Genomic DNA, 26,069 nt, shown 5'->3' on the forward strand with positions numbered 1-26,069 from the left:
ATCATTAAATTTATATTTTAAAATAGAAGATTGAGAGACTCACTTACCAAGGAAAAAACTACCTGCTATCATTGTGGAGAAGACTGCGATTCCCAGCCCATATGGCACGATGAGCGGTCGTTTTGCTGTTTCGGCTGTCAGACAGTTTTTGAGTTGCTCAGTGAGAAAGATCTATGTGAGTACTACAGCTTTGAGAACAATCCTGGCAATCAGCTGCGACACTTCACTCGCGATAAGTACCTGTTTCTAGAGGAGGACGAAGTGGTCAGTCATTTATTGGATTTTCAATCTGACACACTGTCCAAAATCACTTTCAATATTCCTTCTATACACTGCAGCAGCTGTATTTGGTTGCTCGAAAACATTCGTCGATTTGATGAGGGTATCATTCATTCAAAGATCAATTTCTCCAAAAAGAGGCTTCATGTCGATTTCAATCCGTCAAAAACAACACTTAGAAAGGTAGTAGAGCTACTGTACCAACTTAGCTATGAACCCGAAATCTCACTGCATAATAGTGGAGAGCAGAGCGTCTCGAGTAACAAAAACAAATATCTTAAAATTGGTATCGCCGGTTTTTGTTTTGGTAATATTATGCTTCTTGCCTTTCCTGATTATCTGGGAATAGAAATGGATTCAGAGTTTATCTCCTATTTCACTTATATCAGCCTTCTGCTATCTCTGCCGGTTCTTTTTTATTGTTCTAGTGAATTTTATCTGTCCGCTCTGGGTGGATTGAAAAAGGGGCTATTAAACATAGACTTGCCTATCGCCATAGGTATCACAGCCCTATTTGGACGAAGCCTGTATGAAATACTCAGTCAGTCCGGCGGTGGCTATCTTGACTCACTTGCCGCGCTGGTTTTTTTTCTACTTATTGGTAGATGGGTTCAGGACCGCACCTACGAAGGTCTATCCTTCGATAGAAATTTCAAGTCTTATTTTCCTTTGGCAGTTCAAAAAATCATTGGATTGGCAAAAAAGAGCACTCTGGTTTCCAGACTAGAAGTAAATGACCTCATAGAGGTTAGAAATGATGAAATCATTCCGTGCGACGCTATCCTTATGAGTAAAATGGCATTATTGGACTATAGTTTTGTCTCGGGTGAGTCCAGCCCTGTGCAGATTACCGAAGGTGATAAGATCTTCGCCGGAGGGAGAGTGAAAGGCGCTGCCGTGCAAATGAGAGTCATCAAAGCGGTTTCACAAAGCTACCTGACTCAGCTATGGAATCATGCATCTTTTGATGAAGCTGTAGCCAACCCTTCCCCATCACTGATTGATAAAATTAGCACCTATTTCACACCCATTGTATTGCTGATTGCTGTGATAGCGGGGCTGTACTGGATGGTCGTGGACAGCTCGAAAGTATTATTCGTTATTTCCTCTGTTCTGATTGTAGCATGCCCCTGTGCCTTAGCATTGGCCGCACCGTTTACGCTAAGCACTACTATGAATGTATTAGGCAAACATAAGATGTATCTCAAAGGAACACCTGTAATTGAAAAGCTCTGGGACATTCGAAAGATCGTCTTCGATAAAACCGGAACCATTACAGCAGGGTCCAAAGAAAATATAATATGGCAGGGTGATACGCTTAATGAGCAAGAGCAATCTTACCTGTCTGCTTTAGCCAATCAATCCATCCATCCACTAAGTCAGCAGCTTGCTGCTCATTTGAACCATGGCGTATCATGCCAGATCTCCGAATTCAATGAAATAAGAGGCTCGGGTATACAAGGAAAAACAGGGGACGTTTATACAATGATAGGCTCGCCTAAGTTTACTGATCAGCCAATTAGCGATATAGACGGATCAGTTTTATCAGTAAAAATAGATGGCGTATATAAAGGTTATTATTTGATTAAAAATAATTACAGAAATGGATTGAAATCGATGATTGATCAGCTAACGAACCGTTATCATTTAGCTGTGCTCTCCGGTGACAACAATAATGAAGAAAAAAATCTCGGTCAGTATTTTCCCAATGATACTCCGATGTCGTTCAACCAAAGTCCTGAAGAAAAGCTACATATGATTCAGCAATACGAATCAAAGGAAAGGACAATGATGATAGGCGATGGACTAAATGATGCAGGAGCGTTAAAATCCTGTCACCTGGGTGTTTCTATTACAGAAAATATGTCCAGCTTCACTCCTGCCAGCGATGTCATTTTGATGGGTGATCAGCTGATCAATTTGCCCAGATTTTTGACATTAGTGCGCAAATCAAAATCTATTATCCTGGCGGGATTTGTTGTATCTTTCCTCTACAACATCATCGGTTTGTCCCTGGCTGTGGCAGGATATATCACTCCTGTAATCGCCGCTATACTTATGCCTTTGAGTAGTATTTCAGTAGTACTTTTATCAACTTTAGGCGTCAAATATTTAAGTTATAAATATTTATCATTCAAATGAAAATACTCGTCATACTTATCATTGTCAGCCTATTTATCGCTCTATTGTTTCTTGCTCTTTTTATATGGTCTGTAAAGTCTGATCAGTACGATGATACAGATTCTCCATCCATGCGAATATTATACGACGATAAACCAAAGTCTCAGACTAATAGTCAAACAGAAAACAAATGATGTAGATCATGTTTTCAGATGACTCATCACTTTAGGTGTCGATAATTGATTTGTTTGTTTTGCTGCAAACTTAAATCAGCATGTCAACCGAACTCATTAGAAAATATAACGTACCCGGGCCACGCTATACGAGCTATCCAACCGTACCTTTTTGGAAAGAAGAGTTGGATCTAGAGGAATGGAAAAACCGAATCAAACATACGTTTGACATCACTAATAAGGCCAAGGGAATAAGTCTATATATACATCTGCCGTATTGCGAAAGCTTGTGTACTTACTGTGGATGCACCACACGAATTACAATCAATCATGCGGTAGAGAAACCATACATTGACACGGTGCTCAAAGAGTGGAATCTATACCTCTCGTTGTTTCAGGAGGTACCAGAGATTGCGGAGATTCATTTAGGCGGAGGCACTCCGACCTTCTTTAGTCCAGACAACCTTCGAAGATTGATAGAAGGTATTAAGCAAACAGTGGTCGTCCGAAAAGATGCAGAATTTGGCTTTGAAGCCCATCCTAACAATACATCATCTGCCCATCTACATACGCTTTACGATTTAGGATTTCGTAGAGTGAGCTTTGGTATTCAGGACTTTGACCCTGTAGTACAAAAAATCATCAACCGGGTACAGACTTATGAGCAGGTTAAAAATGTAGTAGATCTGGCTAGAGAAATTGGTTATGAATCAATCAATTTTGATCTGATCTATGGGTTGCCTTTGCAATCCGCATCAAGCATCAAAGATACGTTCAATAAGGTACAGCATCTAAAACCAGATAGAATTGCATTCTACAGCTATGCACATGTGCCGTGGGTCAAGCCGGGACAGCGAATGTTTACGGAGGAGGACTTGCCAAGCAATGAAGAAAAACGCAACTTATATGAACTAGGCAAAAATTTGCTCACCGAAATCGGATATTGCGAGATAGGAATGGATCACTTTTCATTGCCTGATGATGCACTATTTCAATCAGCTATTAAAGGTAAAATGCATCGGAATTTCATGGGCTATACCACCAGCCACAGTCAGCTGTCTATAGGGCTTGGTGTCTCTGCGATAGGTGATTCCTGGAATGCCTATGGGCAGAACCTAAAAAAGGTTGAGGAATATAAAAAGGTGGTGGAGCAAAGACAGTTTCCTATATTCAAAACGCATATCCTTTCTAAAGAGGAGCTTTTTATTAGACGACACATCACTCAACTCATGTGTAAATTTCATACCGACTGGAATCCTGATGAACCTGGAGCCAGATTCCTCGAAAGCGGCAAAGATAGGCTTTTAGAAATGAAAAAAGATGGCTTGGTAGTTTGTACACCTAATAGTATTCGCGTGACAGATAAAGGACGTGCTTTTGTCCGAAATGCGTGTATGTCGATAGATATACATTTATGGAATAAAACAGAACCAAGGCCTAAGTTTAGTTTGACGATTTAGTATATGATCAAGGTCATATTATGCCTTGAGATTGCTCACAGTAAACCTAAGCCCGGCCGCATAAATTAGTACTTGAGAATAAAATCAACAAGAACCATGCAAACTATAGCAGTACCATATGACAAAAGTGATTTTGCAAAAGCAGCACTCGATTTTGCTGTTCAAATTGCTGAAACACAAAAGGCAAAGATTAAGCTGATTCATGTGATTGAATATCCTTTAGCTACGACATTCAACGTGAGCGGTGAAATTGAAAGTTACGACCCGATGGACAAAATCTTCACTTTGGAACTTATTAATAAAGCGAAGGAAACATTGAATTTGGCCATTGAACCATACACTAATCGGGTTGAAATAGATCCGGTCATGCTCATGGGTAATCCTTATGATGGGATCACAAGCGAAATAGAAAATGTACAAGCTGACCTGATCGTAATGGGCACAAAAGGTGCAACCGGACTGAAAGAATTATTGGTAGGATCAAATACTGAAAAAATTGTAAGGAATGCACATTGCCCTGTTCTTGCTATCCACAGCAAATGTGATTTTAAAGAAATCAAAAACATCATTTTCGCATCTGATCTGGATGGCTCTCATGGAGATGTACTGGATACGTTTGTAGAGTATCAGGAAATGTTTGGCGCCAAAATTCATCTGGTATGGGTAGAAACTCCATACAACTCAATCAACGAAGACCTTGGTAAAGAGCGATTGGAAACAATCGCCAAAGATCATGCGCTTAGCAATTATGAAGTCCATGTGGTGAAAGCATTTAAGCCTGAGGACGGGATATTATCCTATGGCTGGCAAATCAACGCCGATATGATTGCTATGAGTACCCATAGTCACAAGGGCCTACTCCACCTATTTGCGGGAAGCGTGGCAGAAGATGTGGTCAACCATTCTAACCTACCTGTATGGACCTGCAGTATAAAATAATATGCCATGGAATATAAAAAAATCCTGGTCCCAATGGACTTCTCAGATTGCGCAAAAAATGCATTTAACATGGCATTGGAAATTGCGGATAGAACGGGTGCGTCGATCGATTTGGTCTGCGTAACTCATCTTCCACATCTTCATGCAGAAATGGTGGGAGCCGCAGCGGTGGTTCAGCCACTGCTCAATGATTATCATCAATTGATCGACGAACAGTTTGAAGAGTTGAAACAGCAGACTGATTTGAAAAATACTCAGGTGGAGATGAGCAAATACAATGCTCCGCTTCACGATGCAATCTACAGTTGTGCGTTGCAAAATAGGTCTGATCTGATCGTGACTGGTACCAAATCCCAACATGACTGGCTTGTCAATGTATTGGGCAGCAACAGTACCGACATGATAGACAGAAGTAAGGCTCCGGTGATAGTCGTACCTGAAAATAGCAAAATCAAGGCATTCAGACGAATAGGTGTAGCCATTGATTATTCTGATTTTGGTGATCCCGAGTTGCTGGACCCTTTACGCACTTTTGCTTTGCTCTACGAATCCAGTTTATGTTTTCTAAATGTCACTACAAAACACCATAAGCTTTTTGTTTATGATGACATAAAAGTGAGTATTTCTGATTATTTTAAGGAACTCAAGCAGTCCTATCACACCTATACCGATAGCCGACCGCTTAATGAAATTCTATTGGAAGCCATTAAAGATTTAGATCTCGATATGCTCTTTATGTTACCAAAGAATCATTCAGTAGTGCAGCGGTTGCTTAAAACCAGCAACACCAAGTCTATGGCTTTACACATAGACAAGCCACTGATGACCATTCACGAAAAAACCCTAAAATCATGACCACGATTCTCGCAGTAATTGCGGCATCTTTTGCCATATGGGCTCTTATTTCTGTCGCACAAAGTAGCCTAAATACCAACCAAAAAGTCATTTGGTTTGCCATTGTCATACTCCTGCCGCTACTAGGGCCAATCATTTATTGGTTCAAATTTTACAAGTGAGAGTTGGTCAATTGAAAAGCGAGAATTCATCACAATGCAATACTAAATCATCATTGATTTATGCAAATCATTTAACATGATATAAATCATGAATCTGAATGATATCAAAAATATTATCAAGCAAAATTCTATTCTAAATTAGTCGCAAATTATAAAATCAAACGCCTCATATGGAACTCGAAAAATTTAGTTATGACAATAAAATTGTCAAGTACTTCACCATTGCATCCATAGTCTTTGGAGTTGTTGCAATGCTAGCAGGGCTTACAGCAGCCATTCAGCTATTTTATCCAGCATTCAATTTCGATCTACAATACACCACATTTGGGCGAGTCAGACCACTGCATACCAATGCTGTGATTTTCGCTTTTGTGGGTAATGCCATGTTCGCCGGAGTCTATTATTCGATGCAGCGACTGCTCAAAACCAGAATGTTCAATGATACTCTTTCATGGGTTCATTTTTGGGGTTGGCAGCTCATCATTCTTGCCGCTGCGATTTCGCTGCCGATGGGATACACTACCAGTAAGGAATACGCTGAGCTTGAGTGGCCTATTGACATTGCGATTGCACTCATATGGGTGGTGTTTGGTATCAACATGATCGGCACTATCATAAAGCGACGAGAAAGACACATGTATGTTGCGATTTGGTTTTATATCGCCACTTTCGTGACTGTGGCTGTATTGCACATCGTCAACTCGGTAGAAATACCCGTGACGTTTATGAAAAGTTATTCGTGGTACGCAGGCGTACAGGACGCATTAGTTCAGTGGTGGTATGGTCACAATGCAGTGGCTTTCTTCCTGACTACCCCATTTCTGGGCATCATGTACTATTATCTACCTAAGGCGGCCAATCGACCGGTATACTCTTACCGATTGTCGATCATACATTTCTGGTCTCTCATATTTATATATATATGGGCTGGACCTCACCATTTGCTATACACTTCTCTTCCAGACTGGGCTCAGTCTCTGGGTGTAGTCTTCTCTATCATGCTCATCGCTCCGTCCTGGGGTGGCATGCTCAACGGCTTGATGACCCTAAGAGGTGCTTGGGATCGCGTACGCGAAGATCCTGTTTTGAAATTTATGGTGGTGGCGGTTACCGCATATGGTATGGCCACATTTGAAGGGCCTATGCTTTCGCTAAAAAATGTGAGTGCTATTGCCCATTACACAGATTGGATTGTGGCTCACGTCCACATCGGTGGACTTGGATGGAATGGATTCCTGATTTTTGGAATGTTCTACTGGTTAATCCCTAAAATGTGGAACACTTCGCTGTTCTCAAGAAATCTGGCCAATACACATTTCTGGTTAGGTACACTGGGAATCATATTCTATGCACTGCCACTGTACATCGCCGGTATTACTCAGGCTTCTATGTGGAAGCAGTTTGATGCAGAAGGCTTCCTGGTATACAAAAACTTCCTTGAGACTGTAGTACAGATATTACCAATGTACATGCTACGAGCGGTTGGTGGTTCATTGTACTTAGTAGGTGTCATTCTAATGATCTATAATTTGATCAAAACTGCAGGTACAGGGTCATTTATTCCTAATGAAGATGCTGAGGCACCTGCACTTGAGAAAAAGGTAATCACTGGTGGCCATTGGCACAGCGTACTGGAAAGAAAGCCAGTACTCTTTACAATGCTGTCTTTGATAGCCATACTCATTGGAGGTATTATCGAGTTGGTTCCTACTTTCCTAATTAAATCAAATGTTCCAACTATAGCTTCTGTCAAACCCTATACCCCACTTGAACTCCACGGACGTGATATCTATATAAGGGAAGGGTGCAACAATTGTCACTCTCAAATGATCCGACCATTCAGATCTGAAACTGAGCGCTATGGTGAGTATTCCAAAGCCGGGGAATTTGTATATGATCACCCATTCTTATGGGGATCTAAAAGAACCGGACCAGATCTCGCACGTGAAGGCGTAGGCAAGCTGAAAAAATCAGATTCGTGGCATTTTTATCATATGCTAGATCCTGCCCAAGTATCTGAAGGCTCTATCATGCCGCCATATCCATGGCTATTTGAACAGACCATAGATAAAGAATTGACCGCTGGTAAGATCAATGCACTGAGGACAGTTGGTGTCCCATATGCAGAAGGATACGAAGATACCGCGAATACCGACCTTGAGGCTCAGGCTAAAACAATTACTGATAATCTCGCTGCTGAGGACGTCGATATTTCTGGCGATGCCGAGATCATTGCATTGATTGCCTATCTACAAAGGTTAGGTAAGGATATAACTGTAAAAGAATAAAGGAAAAAATTATGTTTAAATACTATTTCGAACAAGTGAATGGTGTGGAAATATGGCCAATTATTTCCTTGACCATCTTTTTTATCTTCTTTGTAGGCCTCCTTTGGTGGGTATTCAAAGGCGTAGATAATTCTTATATCGATGAAATGAAAAATTTACCCATTTCCAAAACACCTAAATCTTAATGATATGAATACTTTTAAAAAATATATGAAGGGACTTGGGATATTTTTGATGTTGCTGATTACAGGACATACCTCATCCGCACAATCCGAAACGTTCAACCTCTCAGGAGAAGAGACGACCATGATTGTAATATCGCTGGTATTGGTTGTGATGATAGTAGTGCTCATTGTGGCCTTCTATCTGCTCTCAATTCTAAGAGTAATGGTTCGTGAAGATGGATTGAGAAGAGCCAAAGAAAAAGGTGTGCCCTTTGTCGAAGAACCTGGCATGTGGTCCAAATTTTATGCGAGCCTAACAGATGCCGTTCCAATCGAGCAAGAATCTACAGTTGAGCTTGATCACAATTATGATGGAATCAGAGAGCTGGACAATCATCTGCCACCCTGGTGGACATATATGTTTTATGCCTCTATCGTTTTTGCGGTGGTCTATATGTTTATGTACCACATCAGCGGAAGTCTTCCTTTGCAAACGGAAGAGTATGAAATCGCTATGGCAAAGGCTCAATCCAATATGAAAACTGCAGAAGCAGGAAGTAGTATCGATGAATCCAATATTGTCTTCACTGATGATCCTGCGGTACTAAACAGCGGAAAAATCGTATATGAAAGAAACTGTATAGCCTGCCATAAAGCTGGCGGTGAAGGCGGTATAGGCCCTAATCTCACAGACGACTATTGGTTGCACGGCGGCAGTATACAGGATGTATACAACACCATCAAAAACGGTGTACCAGACAAAGGAATGATCGCTTGGGGAGACGTATTGTCTCCATCTAAAATGAATGATGTAACTTCCTATATACAAACACTGAGGGGTACTAATCCTGATAATGCCAAAGCTCCTCAGGGAGAGCTTTACAAAGAAGAGAGCATCGATTCAGAAACAAGCGAATCGGAAGCTGCTGAGTAATACTATGGAGAACCATTATGAGTTTGAGGAGGAGTACCGCGACACAATAGCGACGGTAGACGAGTCGGGAAAGCGAATTTGGATTTATCCTAAAAAGCCTAAGGGCAGGTATCATAATTACCGAATTCTGGTCACTGTAGTTTTGCTTGGTTTACTTTTCAGTGGGCCATTTATCAAAATCGGTGGACATCCCCTGCTTTTGCTAAACATCTTCGAACGAAAATTTGTAATCCTGGGACAGGCATTCTGGCCCCAGGATTTCTTTTTATTGGCTCTTTTGGCCGTGACCTTTTTTGTTTTTATTATTCTATTTACCGTTGCCTTCGGACGTGTGTGGTGCGGATGGGCATGTCCACAAACGCTGTTTATGGAAATGGTATTTCGAAAAATTGAATATTGGATAGAAGGCGATGCCAATCAACAAAGAAAGCTGAATGCTGCACCGTGGAATTTCAAGAAGATTTGGAAAAAATCACTCAAACAGTTCATCTTTCTTGCGATTTCAATACTGATCTCTCACACAGTGATGGCATACCTGATAGGTATAGAAGAAGTGAAAGTTATTGTTTCTCAGCCACCTACTGAGCATATGAGCGGTTTTATTGGTTTGATGGCATTTACAGGCGTCTTCTATTGGGTCTTTGCCTATTTCCGAGAACAAGCTTGCACAGCAGTGTGCCCCTATGGAAGGCTCCAAGGTGTATTGATTGTAAAAGACACCATGGCGGTGATGTATGACTGGCTGCGTGGCGAACCTCGTACCAAATTGAAGAAGGCCGATCCTAAGCAGGATGCTGGTGATTGTATCGATTGTAATTTGTGTGTACACGCCTGCCCTACTGGTATTGACATCAGAAATGGTACGCAGCTCGAATGTGTTAATTGTACAGCATGTATGGATGCTTGTGATGAAGTGATGACCAAAATAAACAAACCAGAGGGCCTTATCAGGCTTTCCTCTCATACAGCCATCGAAACCGGGCAGAAGAAATTATTCACACCGAGGGTCGCGGGGTACTCTGTCGTCCTCATCGCTATGATCAGTTTCTTATCCTTCATGCTCATATCGAGATCTGATGTGGAAATTACCGTTTTGAAAGTACCTGGCACTTTGTATCAGAAAACAGATGACGGTCAAATCTCCAATCTTTATAATATTCAGTTTGTAAACAAAACATATGAAGATATGGAACTCGAACTGAGGGTAATGAACAATCCCAAGGCAGTCATCAGTCGTGTGGGCACACAGCGGATTATTATTCCGGCCAACGACAAGTATGAAGGTGTGTTTTTTATAAATATGCCTATGGGTGAAATTAATAAGACGAAGACAACAATAATCATTGGTGTGTTTGGCGCCGGTGAATTGATTGAAGAGATTGATACCAAATTTTTAGGTCCTGTAAAAATGAAATCATGAATTGGGGAAAAAGTATTGTAGTTGCATTTGTTCTATTTGCAGGGCTGATTATTACCATGGTGGTGATTTCCATGAAACATGATGTGAATCTTGTAGATCCAAACTATTATGAGGAAGAACTGGCATATCAAGATCAAATAGACAGAATTCAAAACTATCAGGATCTAGCCCTAAAACCAGAAATAGTAAAAACCACAGATCAAATCATACTTATTTTTCCGTCTGAGCTCGCGGACCTTATGAACAGCGGAGAGATCCATTTCTTCAGACCATCTGATCACGCCGTAGACCAGAGGATGAAGATCAAGCTTGACAATGAAAATAAACAGGCTTTTTCGATTTCGGGTTTCGGCCGTGGATTATGGAAAACAAAGCTTCGTTGGACTGCTGGTGACAAAGAATACTTTTCAGAACAAAGAATAGTTTTGTAATGTACTGGACGGCCCTTTTTCTGGGATTTGTAGGTAGTCTACATTGTGTAGTCATGTGTGGACCCATTGTTCTGGCTATGTCTGGTCAGCAGACCTTGAGTCGTTTCCTCACCAGCCGTCTTTTGTATAACTTCGGACGCATTTGCACTTATGCGATCATCGGATTGGTATTCGGGTTATTAGGGGAGCTCATTTTTCTTGGGAGCTATCAGCAGGCATTCTCTATCGGTATGGGGCTTTTCATGATTGTACTGGCCTTAGGGCTGGGCAGCTCGGCAAAAGGCAAGCTTTACCGACCGATGTACAATGTCACACAATATCTGAAATCTTACCTCAGCCGCTGGCTTAAAAGCAGCGGATTACTCAGCTCATTCTTACTTGGTTCTCTCAATGGTTTTCTTCCATGCGGATTGGTCTATGCTGCAGTTGCTGGTGCATTGACTACAGCCAATCTGGGCAACGGCTTACTCTATATGATTGTATTCGGTCTCGGTACGTTTCCAGCCATGTTGTTTATGGCACTCTCCGGACGGGCACTTAAAGGTTTTTCTCTAGTTACTCTCAACAGGTTGTCTCTTGTATTTCTTACCAGTTTGGGATGTTTGTTGATCATTAGAGGGCTCGATCTGGATATCCCATATCTGAGTCCAGCCATCTCCTATCTCTATCCCACGACCGATATCACAGTTTGCGACTAACCTTATAGGTTACCTTGCGGTGTAGTTTTCCATTAAAACTAAGCCTTGATTCATATCCAAAGGACCATCTGCATTCGAATAATTAAATGGGATAGTTGACTGCCTATCAAAATTGGTTCTGTCCTTAAAAAGTGCCACATGTGTATGTGGACCTGATGAACATCCACTATTACCGCTCAATCCAATCTCCTGCCCTTGTACCACTCGATCGCCTGTCTCCACAAGCACACCATCAGTGGTAAAGTGCACATAGGACATGACTGTGCCGTCATCATGCAATATGAATACAAAATTTTCTTTACCACCGCTGCAATCTCCACCTATGTTAGGCTGATCCTCTTTCGTAGCTATGATCTCACCTTCTCTGGATGCTAGCACTATTGTACCGTTGCCCATATCTATATCATATGCAAACCAATTGTGATGCCCCCAAGCAGGGTTTTCAGAACAATAAACTTGACCAAAAGTATAGGTTTCGCCTAAAGTATAAGGCAATACGTAGGGAGAGTCTTCAGGATTTCCAAATTCTTGATCACAAACTATCTCACCTAACTCTACAACTATACTATAAGAAAGTTCGGAGGACAAATCACCTTGTTGCAAATCTAATTTGACAGGAAAAGACTCATTAACATTTGGCCAACCAGCTGTACCAGACAAAATATTGGATTCAGGATCAAAAGAAAGCCAACTTGGTATCTGCTTTTCAATTACGACTAGCTCGCTATTACTATCAGAAACAGATCGGATACTATAGGTATACTCTCTATTATGATCTGTAACCAATGGCGGTTCACTTTTTAGCATAACTTCGGAGGAATCCGAATCTCCACAACATAAAAACACTGTCAGCATCAGAGATAGAAGGAATCTTTGTTTAACCTGCGAAATCGCTATTGAAGTCATCATTTTAGTGCTTTTAGTTTACCTAATAATAATGTAAACTAAGCGCTGGAATAAACCGCTCATCAACTTTTTCCTGACTTTTTCCTGAATCCGTTAGAATTGCTATTTAAACACATTGTCTCATGCAAAAGGAAAACTATCGCCCTCATCCAAGCGAAATATTTCACTACTCCTTCAATTCCAATTTTTCGTATGACTTGAAGAAGCTCAAATTCAGCTTATCTACTTCAGATTGAAAATCCTTATAATCTGAATCAAAGAAAACATTTGTCTTCTCCAGTACTTCTTTAAGTTGGTCTCCAAGTTGCTTTGCATACAACTCTTGTGTCCTATTATTTTTACTATAAAGTTGAGAGTAGAAACTAGCCACCCACAATCGATTGGATATTAACATTCCGTCATCGTTGAATCCTTGTAGATCTTCCTTCTCGTTGATCAGCTCTCTCAACTCCTTTATCTTCGTTTTTATTGTTTTTGCACTAGCAGACAAACTATCGCTAGATATCTGCTGACGTTTCATGTTTTCAAGGATCAAGTCTATACTTTTTTGAGCCTCATTCAGCTGATCTATGGCCGTCGTTGCTAAAATTTGATATTCGTTTATACGGTCACGTGTTTGTGCGTTTTTGGTCATCTCTTCTATTGAGATGTCGATTCTTGGATCCTTTTTGATTTGCACACTGGTACTTACCGAATCCGTCCCGTATCTAAACTGAACTCTATATTGACCTGGAAGCACCCATCTACCAGATACATCTTGCTTCTCCTTGTCAGGTCTGGCTGTATCACTGGAGCGAAAGCCACGGCGACACATATCCCAATTGTACCTATTCATTCCTTGCTGGCCTACCATGAGTGACTTTCTGATTTCCTCATCTTTTTCGTTGAATACTTTGATCCATACCGTATCAGACTTAATAGTCGTGTCCTGTTTGGATGTCTTGCCAAGCGAAAAAGTCAGCAGCGCACCATTGGCTTTGTCTTCTCCTTTGAAAATAGCGTCTCCTTGAAAACGGGTACCGGCTGCCTCTTTTCGAGAATACAGATAAGCATCGGCAGTTTCGTAGGCATAAATATTCTTTTTTAGCAATTCAGTCCCTTCCTTTGCCAAAGCACGCAGTGACCTGATATCATCGAGCACCCAAATGGATCGACCAAAGGTGCCTATGACTAGGTCGCCAAAAGCCTCCTGAATTTTGAGATCATAAGTTGACACGGTTGGATAGCCTTCTTTCCATTTGTTCCATGACTGGCCTGCATTGAAGCTGACATATAAGCCAAATTCTGAGCCTACGAACATCAGATTTGGCTCTTTTGGATCTTGCGCAAAACTTAATACATACCCAGAGATATCCTGATTATCTATCAGACGAGTCCAGGTTTTTCCATAGTCAGCGGTTCGGTAGAGCCAGGGAGTCCAATCGTCGCGACGATAGTCATTCACTACCAATACAGCTTCTCCAGCGTTATACTTTGAGGCTTTTATCTGTGGCATCCATGCACCTGCCTTCAATCCTTTTATTCTGTCGTTCAACTTGATCCAAGTTTTACCACCATCTTTTGTCAATTGAATGTTGCCATCATCGGTAGATACCCAAATTACTTTGTCATCGATAGGTGATGGTGAAATTGCAAGAATTGTAGTATAGTTTTCTGCACCGGAGGCATCCATAGTCAAACCGCCACTTTCATGGCTCTTCTGCTTGGTTGCATCGTTAGTAGTCAAATCCGGTGAGATTATTTCCCAGTGCTGGCCCTTGTCCGAACTCTTATGGATGTACTGGCTTCCAAAATAGATCACATTTGCATCATGTGGACTTTGAGCAATTGCAGCATTCCAGTTGAAACGAAGCTTTTCGCCTTCAGGGTGTATCGGTTTGATATATTGCGACTCTCCCGTTTGTAGGTCTATGTACAGCAGGTTCCCACCCTGCCACATGCCAAAGGCATATCTTGAGTCGGAGCGGTCGGGCACGACGTCAAAGCCATCTCCGAACGCTATTTCGTCCCAATAGCTGTTTCTCATGCCTCCATTTCTCAACGAATTTGATGGGCCTATCCAAGAGCCATTGTCCTGCATTCCGCCATATATATTGTAGGGCACCTGATCGTCTGTCGAAATGTGATAAAACTGTCCAACGGGCAGATTCTCTACAAATCTAAAGGTCTTTGCTCTATCTCTGGAGATTGCCAACCCACCGTCATTACCAATAATGACGAATGACGGATTCTCGGGATGAATCCAAATGGCGTGATAATCACCATGCACTCTCGTTGGAGACCATCCCAGCAGTGTTTTAAAGTTTTTCCCTCCATCTTCACTTAGTCCTACCTCAGAATAAATATTGTAAAGACGGTTTTCATTCTCTGGATCAGCTGCTATTTCAGCATAGTAAAACGGTCTTCCGCCGATGTTTTTATCCTGCACTTTGCTCCATTTTGCACCGCCATCCTCAGATTTATACAATGCATTTTTCTTAGACTCGATCAAGGCGTAGACCACCTTCGAATTGTTTTTGGAAATAGCAAGCCCCATTCTGCCAAGGTCACCTTTTGGCATTCCTTCTTTTTCGGTTAGTTTTTTCCAGGTTTCTCCACCGTCATAAGTCACATGTAGCGCAGAGCCCGAACCACCAGACTTAAAATACCAGGGCCATCTTCGGAACTCCCACATACCTGCAAACAATTTATTCGGATTGTTGGGGTCCATAATCAGTTCGCCAATTCCCGTTTTTTTATTCGTATACAGGATTTTTTTCCATGACTTTCCTCCATCCGTAGATTTGTAAACACCTCGGTCTACACTCTCTCCCCATGCAGACCCTTGAGCACCTACATAAATGGTATTCGAGTTTCGTGGATCAATGATCACACGGTGTATGTTTCTCGTGCCTTCAAGTCCCATATATTGCCATGAGGCACCACCATCAAGACTTTTGTAGACTCCGCCACCTGAGGTTGCACTATTTCTTGGATTGCCTTCTCCAGTGCCTACCCAGATAATATCAGGATTGGATTGATCAATAGCCAACGCACCTATGGAGGCCACTTTCTCCTTCTCAAAAATAGGAGTCCAGGAGACCCCGCCTCCTTCAGATTTCCAGAGACCACCAGAGGCTGTGCCTACATATATAATATCCGGATTGCTCACAACGGCGTCTATTGCAGTAACTCTGCCGCTCATTCCGGCTGGTCCTATGCTACGCAAGCTTAAGCCCTTCATGAGGCTCATATCGATCTCTTGAGCTAGCAACAAATGTGAAACAATAAGTAAGGTAAATGTGGTGAAAATCTTGCGCATGGTGATGATTGTTTTTAACTAAAATAATCATTCTATGCAGAAGCTGAGTCGTATTCTGATAAACGGGTTAATTTCAGGATGAGCAGGGCACAAAAAAACCACGCCTGAACGTGGTTATATAGTTGAGGTTATGTAATTCCTGATTGCATAACCGGTTGAATCTATGACAATAATAGAAATTTTAAGTCAGTTCTGATGGAATCAGATTCGTTTTTTTCTGAAAGTAATCGGAATGTACTCATCAGTTGGGATTCCTATATGGGCTAGGTCCCATTTCTCATCATAGCTTGATACCAAATTTTTTATGCACTCCACCCTATCCTCAGTTGGAAACGGGCACTCTTCCCAATAGAAGATTTCAACACGGTAGTTGTATTGTTTTTTGATTCCATTGATTTTAACCTCAACACTAATGTCCTGATCTTCTTCCAGTCGTGGGATTTCAATTCCAATTACACTCATAATTTCAAGTTTTATGTTATACGTTATTTTTTTGTTAACAAAAAATATACCCAACAGTTTATCTATCTGGTATACTGATAGTTACACAAAATGTGAAATTTCAAAAATGACCGATTATGAGACATTGTATGTGCGATAATCAAGCATATTTTCTTTTGATTTCGATATTAAACCAATTGTGCAAACATATTTTCGACCTACACGTAGACATGACTCAAGAAAATATTAATTTGGCAGATTGAAAGCAAGTTTATCTTATATGATTTCTAATAATTGGTGGAGGCTTCTTGTAGTGCTCGTGGTTCCAATGGCGATTAGTGGTTGTTATCGTCCCGAATATCCATCCAAATTCATTTCTTCAGACTTGAAGGAGTTTGAATCCTATCAAAAAAAATGCGCTTCCAGGCCCTCTCCTCCTGCTCGATCACTCACTACCTTTGGTGACATTGATGTTTTTATCACCTATAGCCAACCAGCCGTAAAAGGTCGTACGATCTGGGGAGATTTAGTGCCATACAACAAGGTATGGAGAACAGGTGCCAATGAAGCAACTGTGCTCTCATCTACTGGCGATATTTTGGTAAATGGAGATACGCTTTTAGCTGGCAACTATGCGCTGTATACCATACCAACAAAAGACAAGTGGACGGTCATACTCAACACTAAATATGAGGTTTGGGGAGCCTACGACTATGATCAGTCTATGGATGTATTACGATTTGAAGTAGAACCAATGACAGCAGAAGAAGCTTCAGAAAGAATGACTTTTGATATCGATGCCTCCGGCACTGTTCAATTCTCCTGGGACAAACTTAAATTCGATTTTTTAGTCATGCCACTATAGTCTCAGGAATTGATTTGGATTTGTCTTTAGCCAAACCTTGACCTACACAGCCACCGCATCGGCTACACGTAATGCGCCATCCTCATCCAAATCTTCAATACGCACTACTTTGACCTGATTGACCAGCTGTTCTTCATAGGGTACTTTTACCTTGAGATAGTTCTCGGTAAACCCATACATATAGCCATCCTTCACGTCATTTTCTAATAACACAGAATATTCATGACCTCTTTGTGATTCATAGAATGCTCTTTTTTTCTTTTCAGATAGGATGCGTAGCATATTGGATCGTTCGGTACGTTCTTTTTTTGATACTATATCACCCATCTCCACAGCAAGAGTATTGGCCCGTTCCGAATAGGTAAAAACATGCAAATAAGACACCGGCAATTCATTGATGAAATTATAAGTATCTAGGAAATCCTCATATGATTCTCCAGGAAATCCTGTAATAACATCTACTCCAATACATGCTTCAGGCATTAACTCTTTAATCTTAGCCACACGCTCCACATAAAGCTCGCGCAGATAGCGCCTGTTCATTAACTTCAATATTTTGTTGCTGCCGCTTTGCAATGGAATATGAAAATGTGGAACAAATTTCTTGCTCTGCGCTACAAATTCAATGATTTGATTATTGAGCAGGTTCGGTTCTATCGACGATATCCTATATCGATTGATCCCATCGACTTGATCAAGCGCCTGTATCAGTTCCAAAAATCGCTCTTTCCTTCTGCCTCCTTGTACGCCAAAGTCGCCAATATTGACTCCAGTCAACACAACTTCCTTTACTTCGGACGCTGCTATTTCTTCTGCTGATTTTATAATGTTGGCGATCGTGTCACTACGGCTTTTGCCACGTGCTAATGGAATGGTACAAAACGCACATCCATAATTGCAGCCATCCTGTACCTTCAAGAAGGTACGTGTCCTATCTGCAATAGAGTATGCATTGTTAAACTCTGTAGCGTTAGAAATTTCCGAGGCACAAACAATCGTCTCCTGCTTCTTCTCGAAATTATTGAGGTGTTCGAGGAGTTTAAATTTCTCCGCTGCCCCTAATACGGCATCCACTCCAGGTATTTCAGATATCTCCTTTGGTTTTAATTGAGCGAAACACCCAATAATCACAACAAAAGATTGAGGAGATATCTTCTTTGCATTTTTTACAATCTGTTTACATTTCTTATCCGCATTCTCGGTGACCGAGCATGTATTGATCACAAAGATGTCGGGTGATTCTTCGAATGCTACCTTCTGATATCCTTCTTCTTCAAAGAGCCTTGAAATAGTGGAGGTCTCAGAGAAATTGAGTTTACAACCCAGCGTATAAAATGCAACTTTTTTCATGTACAGGAATAAAACGCAAAGCTAGTAAAAAAAAGAAAGCCCCACTAGGGGGCTTTCCAAAGGTATTATCTACCTTTTTCTCAATGAAGCGTCTTTGTTAAAAAATATATCTTACGCCCAGTTGCAATTGCCACCTTGATCTTAAGCTAAAATCATCGACAAAAGTCTCTCTGGCGTTGGTATCAAAAGTATAAATCGGCTCTCCGGTACCATCGAAGCCAGCCACACCAATCGGTGAAGTATTTAGCGGTAATTGCCTCACACCCCACTTATTAGAAATCATATTTCCAATATTAAGTATATCTAAGCTTAACTGCAAGGTATGATCGCCCATATAAATGTCTTGAAGTACTCTCATATCCCAAGTTGAGAACCAAGGGCTCAAAGCACTATACTTCTCAGCATATCTTCCTCTGCGATCACTAAGATAATCATCTTGAGCAAGATAGGACTTCAAACCTGCGCGCTGTGATGCCTCGGTGGCGAAGAAAGTATCAAACTGCATCTGATCAACTTCAGAATCCAATGGCACATAAATTAAGTCGTTTAGACCCGAACCATCATTGTTTATATCTCCAGCATAGGTGTATGAAAATCTGCCTCCTTGTGCATACTCAATAACAAACGATACAGTTGTAGCCATTTTATCACCGCTGTACTTAAATTTCTTATTCACAGTACCAATGACTCTATGTCTGTTACCATATAGCGATGGACTTGCTGTTGCAGCATTTACATTATTGATCGCTGGATTTCTATCATACGTATCGCTAGATATCTCACCTACCAAAGAAGATGCGTCTTTAGAATCAAGGAAGTTGTAAGCAACAGAGGTGTAAAGTCCATTTGTCCAGTTCTTTTTCAATTCGAATGACACGTTGACGCTTCTACCAACGTCAGAATTGCTCAATACATAAGCATTGGTAGCTCCGCCAAAAACAGTAGCTCTATCTGTGGCACTGTACACCATTCTTCCGGGCTGCCCAGGTAGTGAAGCCGTGGGCTGAATCAACCCGTAGTTTCTAACCATGATGCCATTGACATCACGAGAATACACCAAATCGGCACTCATCGTAAACCCTTCTCCTAGCTTTTTATCTACCCCAATATTGGTTTTCCAAACTTGAGGAAATTTAAAATCAGTTCTTGATACTGTGTAAAAGAAGAAGTTAGGATTTGCTACCTGATTACCGATCCATACAAATGGAAATCTACCTGTGAATAAACCCGTACCGCCTCTAAGTTGAACTGAGCGGTCACCATTCACATCCCAATTGAATCCGAATCGGGGTGAGAAAAGAGGTTTTTGATCAGGGAATTCTAATGAGTTGAAGGTTATCGGTGCGCCGTCTTCGTCGTAGTACTGAATGCTCGGGTCATAACAACAGTTTCTGTCAATGTTCTCCTGCATTTTATCCTCCGTATCGAAGTAAAGAGGCATATCCATTCTCAGTCCGAAGGTCAATGTTAGGTTGTCAGTTGCTGACCATTCATCTTGTCCATAGAATGATAGCTGACCAACATTGGTTTCGGCGAGAGCCCAGGAATCGTTATTGTTGTTGGCATTAAACAAGGCTTCTGCATCAGCCATTTGAGTAGCAATAGTGCCATCATCGATCGCTGTCTGAAAATCTGCGACACTTGCATATGGAGGGCCAAAAGATCCGCCATAAGCTCCAAGATTAAATGAGTTGTCGAAGCTAAATTTCTCAAAAGCAACACCTACGGTAAATGTATGAGCACCTTTGAAAATATTTAAGTTGTTGGTAATCTGAATTACATCCTGATCCAATTTATTGTTAATAGAAAAAGGTTCATGACCCGCGACGATATAATTAATAGTATTGTTGGCAATGTTCAAATCTGGGAAAGGTGCACTTGCAGGAGTTCTGGCATCTCTAAATGAAGTGATACCTACTTGCAGTTTGTTTGATACCGTATTGCTAAAAATCGAGTTCAGCTCCAGCATTCCAGATTGGATCTTGTTTTCAATGTTGTAACCCGAGTTCTCAAATTGCATAGTCGTTTGATCCGGTCCTCTTCGAATCAGGGCCTCTGGGTGTGCCGGTAAATCACGGTTTGCATCCAGCATGTTGTACGTTGCTGTCAGGCTATGTTTGTCATTGATGTTCCAGTTGATCTTCAGCATAGCTTTCAAATTCTCAGTATTGTGAGTATACCCCTGATACCTTCCCGGATCATATCCAATGCCCCGTAGTGCGGTTTGCACTGCTCTCAGATCCGATTCTAAGACTCTGGAAACATTGCTTGCGCTTGAGTTGCTTCCATTGTTGGCTACCACGTTTTGTCCTAGATCTTCTCTTCTTTCAATTTCGGCATTAGCAAAGAAGAAAAGTTTGTTTTTGATAATCGGCCCTCCTATGGAGAACCCCCCTTGGAATTGTGTCAAATCTGGAACTTCTATTTCAGTGCCGTCTACCTTTTTGCCTGTCATGGCTTGGTTTCTATAGAATCCAAACACAGTTCCTTTCACAGTATTCGTTCCACTTTTAGTAACCGCATCTACAGATGCTCCTGTAAAACCTGCCTTGGTTACATCAAAAGGGGCTACTGAAACCTGAATTTGGTCAATCGCATCCAACGAAATAGGTTGAGCACCAGCCTGCCCTCCTGGTGTAGCTGCATCCAATCCGAAAGGATTGTTGAAGATGGACCCATCCAACGAAAAGTTGGTATCATGATCACTTCTACCTGCAAACCCATTCCCATCATTGGAAGGTGTCAGTCTGAATATATCTTGTGTCGATCTTGAAATAGTTGGTAATTTCACCAGCTGATCATTACTGATTGTCGTCTCAGCACCGGTTCGCTCACTGTTCATTACGTCATCACGGTTGGCGCTAATTACAATTTCTTCGATCGTTGTAGCATCTTCTACCAACAGAAAGTCCAATCTTTGCTTTTGACCCAATGTCAGAAATACGCCGGTTATTTTTTGATTCTTAAAACCAACGAATGAGACTTCAACTGAATAAGGTCCGCCTATTTTAGCATTAGGAATATCATATCCACCATCTAATCGGGTCGAAACTCCGTACCTGGTACCTGTCGGTTCGTGTACGGCAATGACAGAAGCGCCTATTAGACCTTCTCCATTGGCATCATTCACGCGACCCGTAATCCATGAGGTCGTTGTCTGCGCATAGATACCAATGCTATATAGCATGAAACAAATCCCCAGAATCAGGAATTTTAATGTAAACGTTTTGATCATATGATAAGAGTTTGAGTGAGCATCAAATATAGTCGAATATTATTATGCACGCATACAAAAAAAAGTCAAATAAATGTATCAACAACTACTTTAATAAATTGTGATGCAACCTTTGTTAAATTGTAAGGTCTTTAGATCAAAAAAATCAAAACTCATGAAATGTTCGACTGTCTGCATATTGTAAAATATTATTTCCACTATTGAATTATGACTTCGGCGTTTCCTCATACCGTTAAAATAAATAGACTGATGAAAAAGATAATAACCTGTATCGGCATTCTCCTGGCCAGTTTTGTAGTAGCCTCAGCACAAACCAGCGAGACTAGAAATCTAAGCGACTTTGACGAAATAAAAGTCTCGGAATCGATCAACGTAAGAATGAAAAAAGGAGCTTCCAATGTAGCAAAGATAGAAACTCGTGGTGTAGACACAGAAAACGTGGAAACCAAAGTTGAAGGATCCACACTATATATCCGCATGAAAAGAGGTAATTACTTTTCGAAAAATGTCGACATTGACCTTACCTATAGCGACGATCTCAGTGCAGTATCAGTGAGTTCGTCCGCATCTATCATAGGCAGTGATGAGATAGCGGCAGAAAGATTTGAAATCAAGGCGAGCAGTTCTGGACGTGTAGATCTTATCATTAATGTCAGAAAGCTTGATGTCAGAATATCTAGCAGCGCTGATGTAATACTGGAAGGTAAGGCCAAATATCAAGATATTGATATTAGCAGTTCGGGTGATCTTTCCGCATTTGACATGGATAGCGAGGAGGCTGATATAAGTGTGAGCAGCTCTGGCAAAGCCGAAGTGACGGTTCATGGACTGCTCGATGGTCGAGCGAGTAGTAGCGGTAAAATCTACTATCGCGGGAGTCCTGATAAGGTCTATGTAGATACGAGCAGCAGCGGCAAGGTTAGAAAAGACGATTGATCCGATCTGAGAATTTAGGGAAATATAGCATTCTCCAGCATGCGACATGACGAGCTAGTCTTAGTACACCAGTGCAATATTTCAGGAATAAAAGGACCTTCTTAGTTATAGAAGGTCTTTTCTTTTTTCTTAATAAATAGTTGCCTAAAGCTATTCCCGGAGAAAGCTCCAAGTGCGCCAGCAAAACCTCCTACAATGGCTGCGACAATGATAAGCATGTTGCTGTCGTCCACTGGAAACAATTCTACCATTTTGGCTGACATAATCGAAGCTGTTTCAATATCCACCTTCCATGCCATGACCATCCAAACTAGCCCTACTCCCATAAATCCGCTTAAGAATGCATTAAAATTGTTGCCAGGCAAGAAAAAGGCCACCAATGCGGCGCAAAAGATAGTTGACCACCAGGGAGAAATAAGTGCCAGTAGATAGGTAAATACAGCGATAAGTAAGAGTCTGAATAAAAATATCATTGGTCTTCTGGTTGAATTGTATGTGTAAAAATTAGTCGCTCGGATTCCTCATTGCTATCGCTGAGAAATAGTAAGGGTGAGTAATTGCCGGTAGCCCAATCTTCGATCATATGTCCATAGGTCGGATTGCCCGGATTACCTGATTGGCTTCCAGGATAAATACCCCAGGCTTTCACACCCGTAGCCCCCAGCTCAACGACCATTCTCCAGCTTGGTCCATGTCTTTCACTAGCGGCGTTTACGATATTGTTATACCCGCCGATTTTCACCTGATCAAAAGAGAATGGCTCTAACCCGAGGATGTGTTTGATTCTCGTATTCTTATATTTATACCAAACGTATTCCTGTCCATTTTCTTCTTTCCACTTCTCCAAAGAATCTAGTGCTCTATCAAATGATACATTGATCAGGTCTTGCAAGGTCTCATTCTGTGATGTGTTTTGAATATCAAAGAATTTGCTGCTCGAGTCATTGCGCATCATATAGATCGTGTGGAAAATTTGAGGCCTGCTCATGGCCAGTTCCTGATCATCAAATTCATCCCAAATCAAAGCATAGAGTTCGTTCCACCAGGTTTGATATATGGAAGGTGCTATCCACTCTGGTTCGGTAAAATAATCCCATTGCTTTAGCAAATGAAATGCCTTGGCTTTGTTGCCAGCCATTTTGGTGGTATCCAAGTTGTCCAGCATTATGGGTAGACTTTCAGAAGCCCGATAGTTGTAGTTATCATTTTGCAATCGGACCATTTCTTTGACATTTACATTTCGCAGAAGTTTCAATCTATCATTGATCCTTCGATTTCTATAGTGCTCATATTTATAATCATAGACATAATATGGATAAGTAGAATCAACAGGATGCTGATTAGCGGAGCTTACAAACCCTCGCTCTGGATTTTTTACAGTTGCATTTTGCTCATATGGTATAATATCTTGCCATTCCTGACGAGAGTCTTTCCCGTCCAGCAGAAACTTACCTTGTCCCTCCCATTTCACTGGGAACTTACCTTGTATGGTCATAGCAATGTCGCCCTGCACACTTGCAAAAGCAAAATTCTGAGGCGGCCCGGTGTAGTATCTAAACGCCTTAAGAAACTCGTCATAGTTCGAAGCTCTATTGACCTCGAATAACGTTCTGAGCTCATGAGAGCCTTCATGCGCCGTCCATTTCATGGCAAAGTTTACTTTATCCTGATTACCCAAAAAGTACTCATCATAGCTAACCGGACCGTAGTGCGTATAGACAATGGTATCGTAGAAATTGTCCCCATCTCGCACGACGAACTCTTCTACCATCTTCTGCGTCTTGAGCCATTTGTCATCATAGCGATATTCCTCGCGTCGTTCATCTCTAAATTCTATATTGTACCAATCCACCACATCCCGTTTGGCATTGGTAAGGCCCCAGGCTATCGAATCATTGAATCCGATGATCACATTTGGAGCTCCAGGCAGCGACGCTCCCATGGTATTGATTCCTGGTGCATTGAGCTGTACTACGTACCAGATCGACGGTAGATTCAAACTCAGATCCGGTTCGTTGGCGAGCAGTACATTGCCACTCATGGTCCTGGACCCAGACACCGCAAAATTGTTTGATCCATTTCTGGGATCAGGTTTTTCTATCACTTGACCAGTAAATGCCTGGGGGAAATCAATGTCAGGTTTGCTGACACTTTTAGGTGGAAAACCCCATGTGGTCCCAGCAGGAATCACAGGATCTATTGAAGAATAGGTTTCAGGAAACAAACGATTGAAATCTTCAATTCCAAAAGTCTGCAGCGCGTTTGTATTTTCAAGATCATTTTCTCCTCTGGATAGCATATCTGCCATATTCTTAAGGAGCAGCATCACCTTCAGGTCACTCCATTCTTCGGGGGTATAGTCTAACAATTTGTATTCAATCGGATAGTCGTCATAGTCCAGTTGATTGATCCAATGGTTGATGCCATCAGTATAGGCTTGAACCATTTTTGTAACCTTTGGATCTGATTGAATAGCTTCAAGAGACCGTTGTGCCCCATAGGTCAACCCCTTCCTTCGTTGTATACGATCAAATTCCAGCTGGCTTTCTCCTACGATTTCTGCTGTGCGTCCGGCAGCGGCCAAAACCTGAAATTCCATTTGCCATAATCTATGAAAGGCGGTAACATAACCCTGCGCGAAATATAAATCATATTCGTTTTCAGCGAAAATATGAGGGATCAACTTGTCGTCGAATTTAATAATGACTGGCGCACTGAGTTCCTCAGCCTCTAATTCATTAGGAAGATCTAAATCGTTGATTTCGCCATTTTGCCAAAAACCTGAAAATGGACTTAGAAATTTTCCCAATGGAGGAATCTTTCCTTGCTTGTAATTGAGATAAAAAAAGAAAAGTAGGGTGAGAATAAGTGCAAAGATAAATCTAACTAACTTCATGCTGCTTGATAATAACTGTAGCTGGGTTGAAAAGCACTAATATAAAGCAGATGAGATAAGCAAACAACTCAATGTTGTGTTCAACATCTCACGGGCGCCTTATCCTTTATGATTTCAAGGATTCTGTCTATTCTGGTATAATGATTAAATGACTTGTTGAAATTTTAAATCTATTAAGATCAATTTGTCTAACTTTTTTTTATATCTCTTAAACAT

Annotated in this window: 21 protein-coding genes; 14 read left to right on the forward strand and 7 right to left on the reverse strand. The window is 41.3% G+C overall.

Annotated elements, in window-relative coordinates; all coding sequences use genetic code 11:
- The first annotated feature begins 30 nt into the window (after positions 1-30).
- The 12 genes from ABJF11_RS14805 (at position 31) to ABJF11_RS14860 (ending at position 11,923) form a co-directional block, all read left to right on the forward strand.
- A complete protein-coding gene (locus ABJF11_RS14805; RefSeq protein ID WP_348120689.1) occupies positions 31-2,421 on the forward strand; it encodes a heavy metal translocating P-type ATPase metal-binding domain-containing protein in 2,391 nt (796 codons plus the stop codon).
- Positions 2,418-2,594, forward strand: a complete 177-nt coding sequence (gene ccoS, locus ABJF11_RS14810) for a cbb3-type cytochrome oxidase assembly protein CcoS (RefSeq protein WP_348120690.1) — start codon at positions 2,418-2,420, stop codon at positions 2,592-2,594. Before ABJF11_RS14805 ends, ccoS begins: the two co-directional genes overlap by 4 nt.
- An 80-nt stretch (positions 2,595-2,674) precedes the next feature.
- Positions 2,675-4,033 (forward strand): oxygen-independent coproporphyrinogen III oxidase, encoded by a 1,359-nt coding sequence (hemN, locus tag ABJF11_RS14815; protein WP_348120691.1) that lies wholly within the window; start codon positions 2,675-2,677, stop codon positions 4,031-4,033.
- Positions 4,034-4,129: 96 nt separating this feature from the next.
- The gene (locus ABJF11_RS14820; protein WP_348120693.1) at positions 4,130-4,972 is read left to right on the forward strand and encodes a universal stress protein; all 843 of its coding nucleotides are present in this window, start codon (positions 4,130-4,132) and stop codon (positions 4,970-4,972) included.
- A 6-nt stretch (positions 4,973-4,978) separates the two neighbouring features.
- Positions 4,979-5,827 (forward strand): universal stress protein, encoded by an 849-nt coding sequence (locus tag ABJF11_RS14825; protein WP_348120695.1) that lies wholly within the window; start codon positions 4,979-4,981, stop codon positions 5,825-5,827.
- Positions 5,824-5,988: a PLDc N-terminal domain-containing protein gene (locus tag ABJF11_RS14830; RefSeq protein WP_348120696.1), complete on the forward strand. Its 165-nt coding sequence runs from the start codon at positions 5,824-5,826 to the stop codon at positions 5,986-5,988. The genes ABJF11_RS14825 and ABJF11_RS14830 overlap by 4 nt, the downstream gene beginning before the upstream one ends.
- 170 nt (positions 5,989-6,158) lie before the next feature.
- Positions 6,159-8,276, forward strand: coding sequence for a cytochrome-c oxidase, cbb3-type subunit I (ccoN, locus tag ABJF11_RS14835; RefSeq protein ID WP_348120697.1), 2,118 nt, complete (start codon positions 6,159-6,161; stop codon positions 8,274-8,276).
- An 11-nt stretch (positions 8,277-8,287) separates the two neighbouring features.
- A complete protein-coding gene (locus tag ABJF11_RS14840) occupies positions 8,288-8,461 on the forward strand; it encodes a cytochrome C oxidase Cbb3 (RefSeq protein ID WP_348120698.1) in 174 nt (57 codons plus the stop codon).
- 4 nt (positions 8,462-8,465) lie between these two features.
- Complete coding sequence (locus ABJF11_RS14845; RefSeq protein WP_348120699.1) at positions 8,466-9,374, forward strand: cbb3-type cytochrome c oxidase N-terminal domain-containing protein; 909 nt, start codon at positions 8,466-8,468, stop codon at positions 9,372-9,374.
- Positions 9,295-10,794, forward strand: a complete 1,500-nt coding sequence (gene ccoG / locus ABJF11_RS14850) for a cytochrome c oxidase accessory protein CcoG (protein ID WP_348120701.1) — start codon at positions 9,295-9,297, stop codon at positions 10,792-10,794. The genes ABJF11_RS14845 and ccoG overlap by 80 nt, the downstream gene beginning before the upstream one ends.
- The gene (locus ABJF11_RS14855) at positions 10,791-11,225 is read left to right on the forward strand and encodes a FixH family protein (RefSeq protein WP_348120703.1); all 435 of its coding nucleotides are present in this window, start codon (positions 10,791-10,793) and stop codon (positions 11,223-11,225) included. Before ccoG ends, ABJF11_RS14855 begins: the two co-directional genes overlap by 4 nt.
- The gene (locus ABJF11_RS14860) at positions 11,225-11,923 is read left to right on the forward strand and encodes a sulfite exporter TauE/SafE family protein (protein WP_348120705.1); all 699 of its coding nucleotides are present in this window, start codon (positions 11,225-11,227) and stop codon (positions 11,921-11,923) included. The genes ABJF11_RS14855 and ABJF11_RS14860 overlap by 1 nt, the downstream gene beginning before the upstream one ends.
- A gap of 9 nt (positions 11,924-11,932) precedes the next feature.
- On the opposite strand, the gene ABJF11_RS14865 is transcribed toward ABJF11_RS14860, so the two are convergent.
- The 3 genes from ABJF11_RS14865 to ABJF11_RS14875 all read right to left on the reverse strand — a co-directional run bounded on the left by ABJF11_RS14865 (position 11,933) and on the right by ABJF11_RS14875 (position 16,592).
- Complete coding sequence (locus tag ABJF11_RS14865) at positions 11,933-12,832, reverse strand: M23 family metallopeptidase (RefSeq protein ID WP_348120707.1); 900 nt, start codon at positions 12,830-12,832, stop codon at positions 11,933-11,935.
- A gap of 163 nt (positions 12,833-12,995) precedes the next feature.
- Positions 12,996-16,130, reverse strand: a complete 3,135-nt coding sequence (locus ABJF11_RS14870) for a hypothetical protein (protein WP_348120708.1) — start codon at positions 16,128-16,130, stop codon at positions 12,996-12,998.
- A 201-nt stretch (positions 16,131-16,331) separates the two neighbouring features.
- Positions 16,332-16,592: a hypothetical protein gene (locus tag ABJF11_RS14875; protein ID WP_348120709.1), complete on the reverse strand. Its 261-nt coding sequence runs from the start codon at positions 16,590-16,592 to the stop codon at positions 16,332-16,334.
- Between the two features lie 259 nt (positions 16,593-16,851).
- Here ABJF11_RS14875 and ABJF11_RS14880 point away from each other — a divergent pair, with 259 nt between their 5' ends.
- Positions 16,852-17,436 carry a DUF2911 domain-containing protein gene (locus tag ABJF11_RS14880; RefSeq protein ID WP_348120710.1) on the forward strand — a complete coding sequence of 195 codons (585 nt, stop codon included), beginning with the start codon at positions 16,852-16,854 and terminating at the stop codon, positions 17,434-17,436.
- 42 nt (positions 17,437-17,478) lie between these two features.
- Here ABJF11_RS14880 and mtaB read toward each other — a convergent pair whose 3' ends face one another.
- Complete coding sequence (mtaB, locus tag ABJF11_RS14885) at positions 17,479-18,786, reverse strand: tRNA (N(6)-L-threonylcarbamoyladenosine(37)-C(2))-methylthiotransferase MtaB (protein WP_348120712.1); 1,308 nt, start codon at positions 18,784-18,786, stop codon at positions 17,479-17,481.
- 97 nt (positions 18,787-18,883) lie between these two features.
- The gene (locus ABJF11_RS14890) at positions 18,884-22,021 is read right to left on the reverse strand and encodes a TonB-dependent receptor (RefSeq protein WP_348120715.1); all 3,138 of its coding nucleotides are present in this window, start codon (positions 22,019-22,021) and stop codon (positions 18,884-18,886) included.
- A gap of 249 nt (positions 22,022-22,270) precedes the next feature.
- Between ABJF11_RS14890 and ABJF11_RS14895 the strand changes: the two genes are divergently transcribed.
- The gene (locus tag ABJF11_RS14895; RefSeq protein ID WP_348120716.1) at positions 22,271-22,957 is read left to right on the forward strand and encodes a head GIN domain-containing protein; all 687 of its coding nucleotides are present in this window, start codon (positions 22,271-22,273) and stop codon (positions 22,955-22,957) included.
- Positions 22,958-23,058: 101 nt separating this feature from the next.
- On the opposite strand, the gene ABJF11_RS14900 is transcribed toward ABJF11_RS14895, so the two are convergent.
- Both ABJF11_RS14900 and ABJF11_RS14905 read right to left on the reverse strand, forming a co-directional pair.
- Positions 23,059-23,430, reverse strand: a complete 372-nt coding sequence (locus tag ABJF11_RS14900) for a hypothetical protein (protein WP_348120717.1) — start codon at positions 23,428-23,430, stop codon at positions 23,059-23,061.
- A complete protein-coding gene (locus tag ABJF11_RS14905) occupies positions 23,427-25,853 on the reverse strand; it encodes a penicillin acylase family protein (RefSeq protein ID WP_348120719.1) in 2,427 nt (808 codons plus the stop codon). The genes ABJF11_RS14900 and ABJF11_RS14905 overlap by 4 nt, the downstream gene beginning before the upstream one ends.
- Positions 25,854-26,069: the final 216 nt, after the last annotated feature.

This window comes from Reichenbachiella sp. (assembly GCF_039941815.1).
Taxonomy (GTDB): domain Bacteria; phylum Bacteroidota; class Bacteroidia; order Cytophagales; family Cyclobacteriaceae; genus Reichenbachiella.

Coding starts and splice junctions, on each gene's coding strand:
- ABJF11_RS14840 (WP_348120698.1), top strand. CDS start 8,288: ATGTTTAAATACTATTTCGAACAAGTGAATGGTGTGGAAATATGGCCA.
- ccoN (WP_348120697.1), top strand. CDS start 6,159: ATGGAACTCGAAAAATTTAGTTATGACAATAAAATTGTCAAGTACTTC.
- ABJF11_RS14895 (WP_348120716.1), top strand. CDS start 22,271: ATGAAAAAGATAATAACCTGTATCGGCATTCTCCTGGCCAGTTTTGTA.
- ABJF11_RS14880 (WP_348120710.1), top strand. CDS start 16,852: ATGATTTCTAATAATTGGTGGAGGCTTCTTGTAGTGCTCGTGGTTCCA.
- mtaB (WP_348120712.1), bottom strand. CDS start 18,786: ATGAAAAAAGTTGCATTTTATACGCTGGGTTGTAAACTCAATTTCTCT.
- ccoS (WP_348120690.1), top strand. CDS start 2,418: ATGAAAATACTCGTCATACTTATCATTGTCAGCCTATTTATCGCTCTA.
- ABJF11_RS14820 (WP_348120693.1), top strand. CDS start 4,130: ATGCAAACTATAGCAGTACCATATGACAAAAGTGATTTTGCAAAAGCA.
- ABJF11_RS14860 (WP_348120705.1), top strand. CDS start 11,225: ATGTACTGGACGGCCCTTTTTCTGGGATTTGTAGGTAGTCTACATTGT.
- ABJF11_RS14855 (WP_348120703.1), top strand. CDS start 10,791: ATGAATTGGGGAAAAAGTATTGTAGTTGCATTTGTTCTATTTGCAGGG.
- ABJF11_RS14865 (WP_348120707.1), bottom strand. CDS start 12,832: ATGATGACTTCAATAGCGATTTCGCAGGTTAAACAAAGATTCCTTCTA.
- ABJF11_RS14900 (WP_348120717.1), bottom strand. CDS start 23,430: ATGATATTTTTATTCAGACTCTTACTTATCGCTGTATTTACCTATCTA.
- ABJF11_RS14875 (WP_348120709.1), bottom strand. CDS start 16,592: ATGAGTGTAATTGGAATTGAAATCCCACGACTGGAAGAAGATCAGGAC.
- ABJF11_RS14845 (WP_348120699.1), top strand. CDS start 8,466: ATGAATACTTTTAAAAAATATATGAAGGGACTTGGGATATTTTTGATG.
- ccoG (WP_348120701.1), top strand. CDS start 9,295: ATGCCAAAGCTCCTCAGGGAGAGCTTTACAAAGAAGAGAGCATCGATT.
- hemN (WP_348120691.1), top strand. CDS start 2,675: ATGTCAACCGAACTCATTAGAAAATATAACGTACCCGGGCCACGCTAT.
- ABJF11_RS14830 (WP_348120696.1), top strand. CDS start 5,824: ATGACCACGATTCTCGCAGTAATTGCGGCATCTTTTGCCATATGGGCT.
- ABJF11_RS14870 (WP_348120708.1), bottom strand. CDS start 16,130: ATGCGCAAGATTTTCACCACATTTACCTTACTTATTGTTTCACATTTG.
- ABJF11_RS14825 (WP_348120695.1), top strand. CDS start 4,979: ATGGAATATAAAAAAATCCTGGTCCCAATGGACTTCTCAGATTGCGCA.
- ABJF11_RS14905 (WP_348120719.1), bottom strand. CDS start 25,853: ATGAAGTTAGTTAGATTTATCTTTGCACTTATTCTCACCCTACTTTTC.
- ABJF11_RS14890 (WP_348120715.1), bottom strand. CDS start 22,021: ATGATCAAAACGTTTACATTAAAATTCCTGATTCTGGGGATTTGTTTC.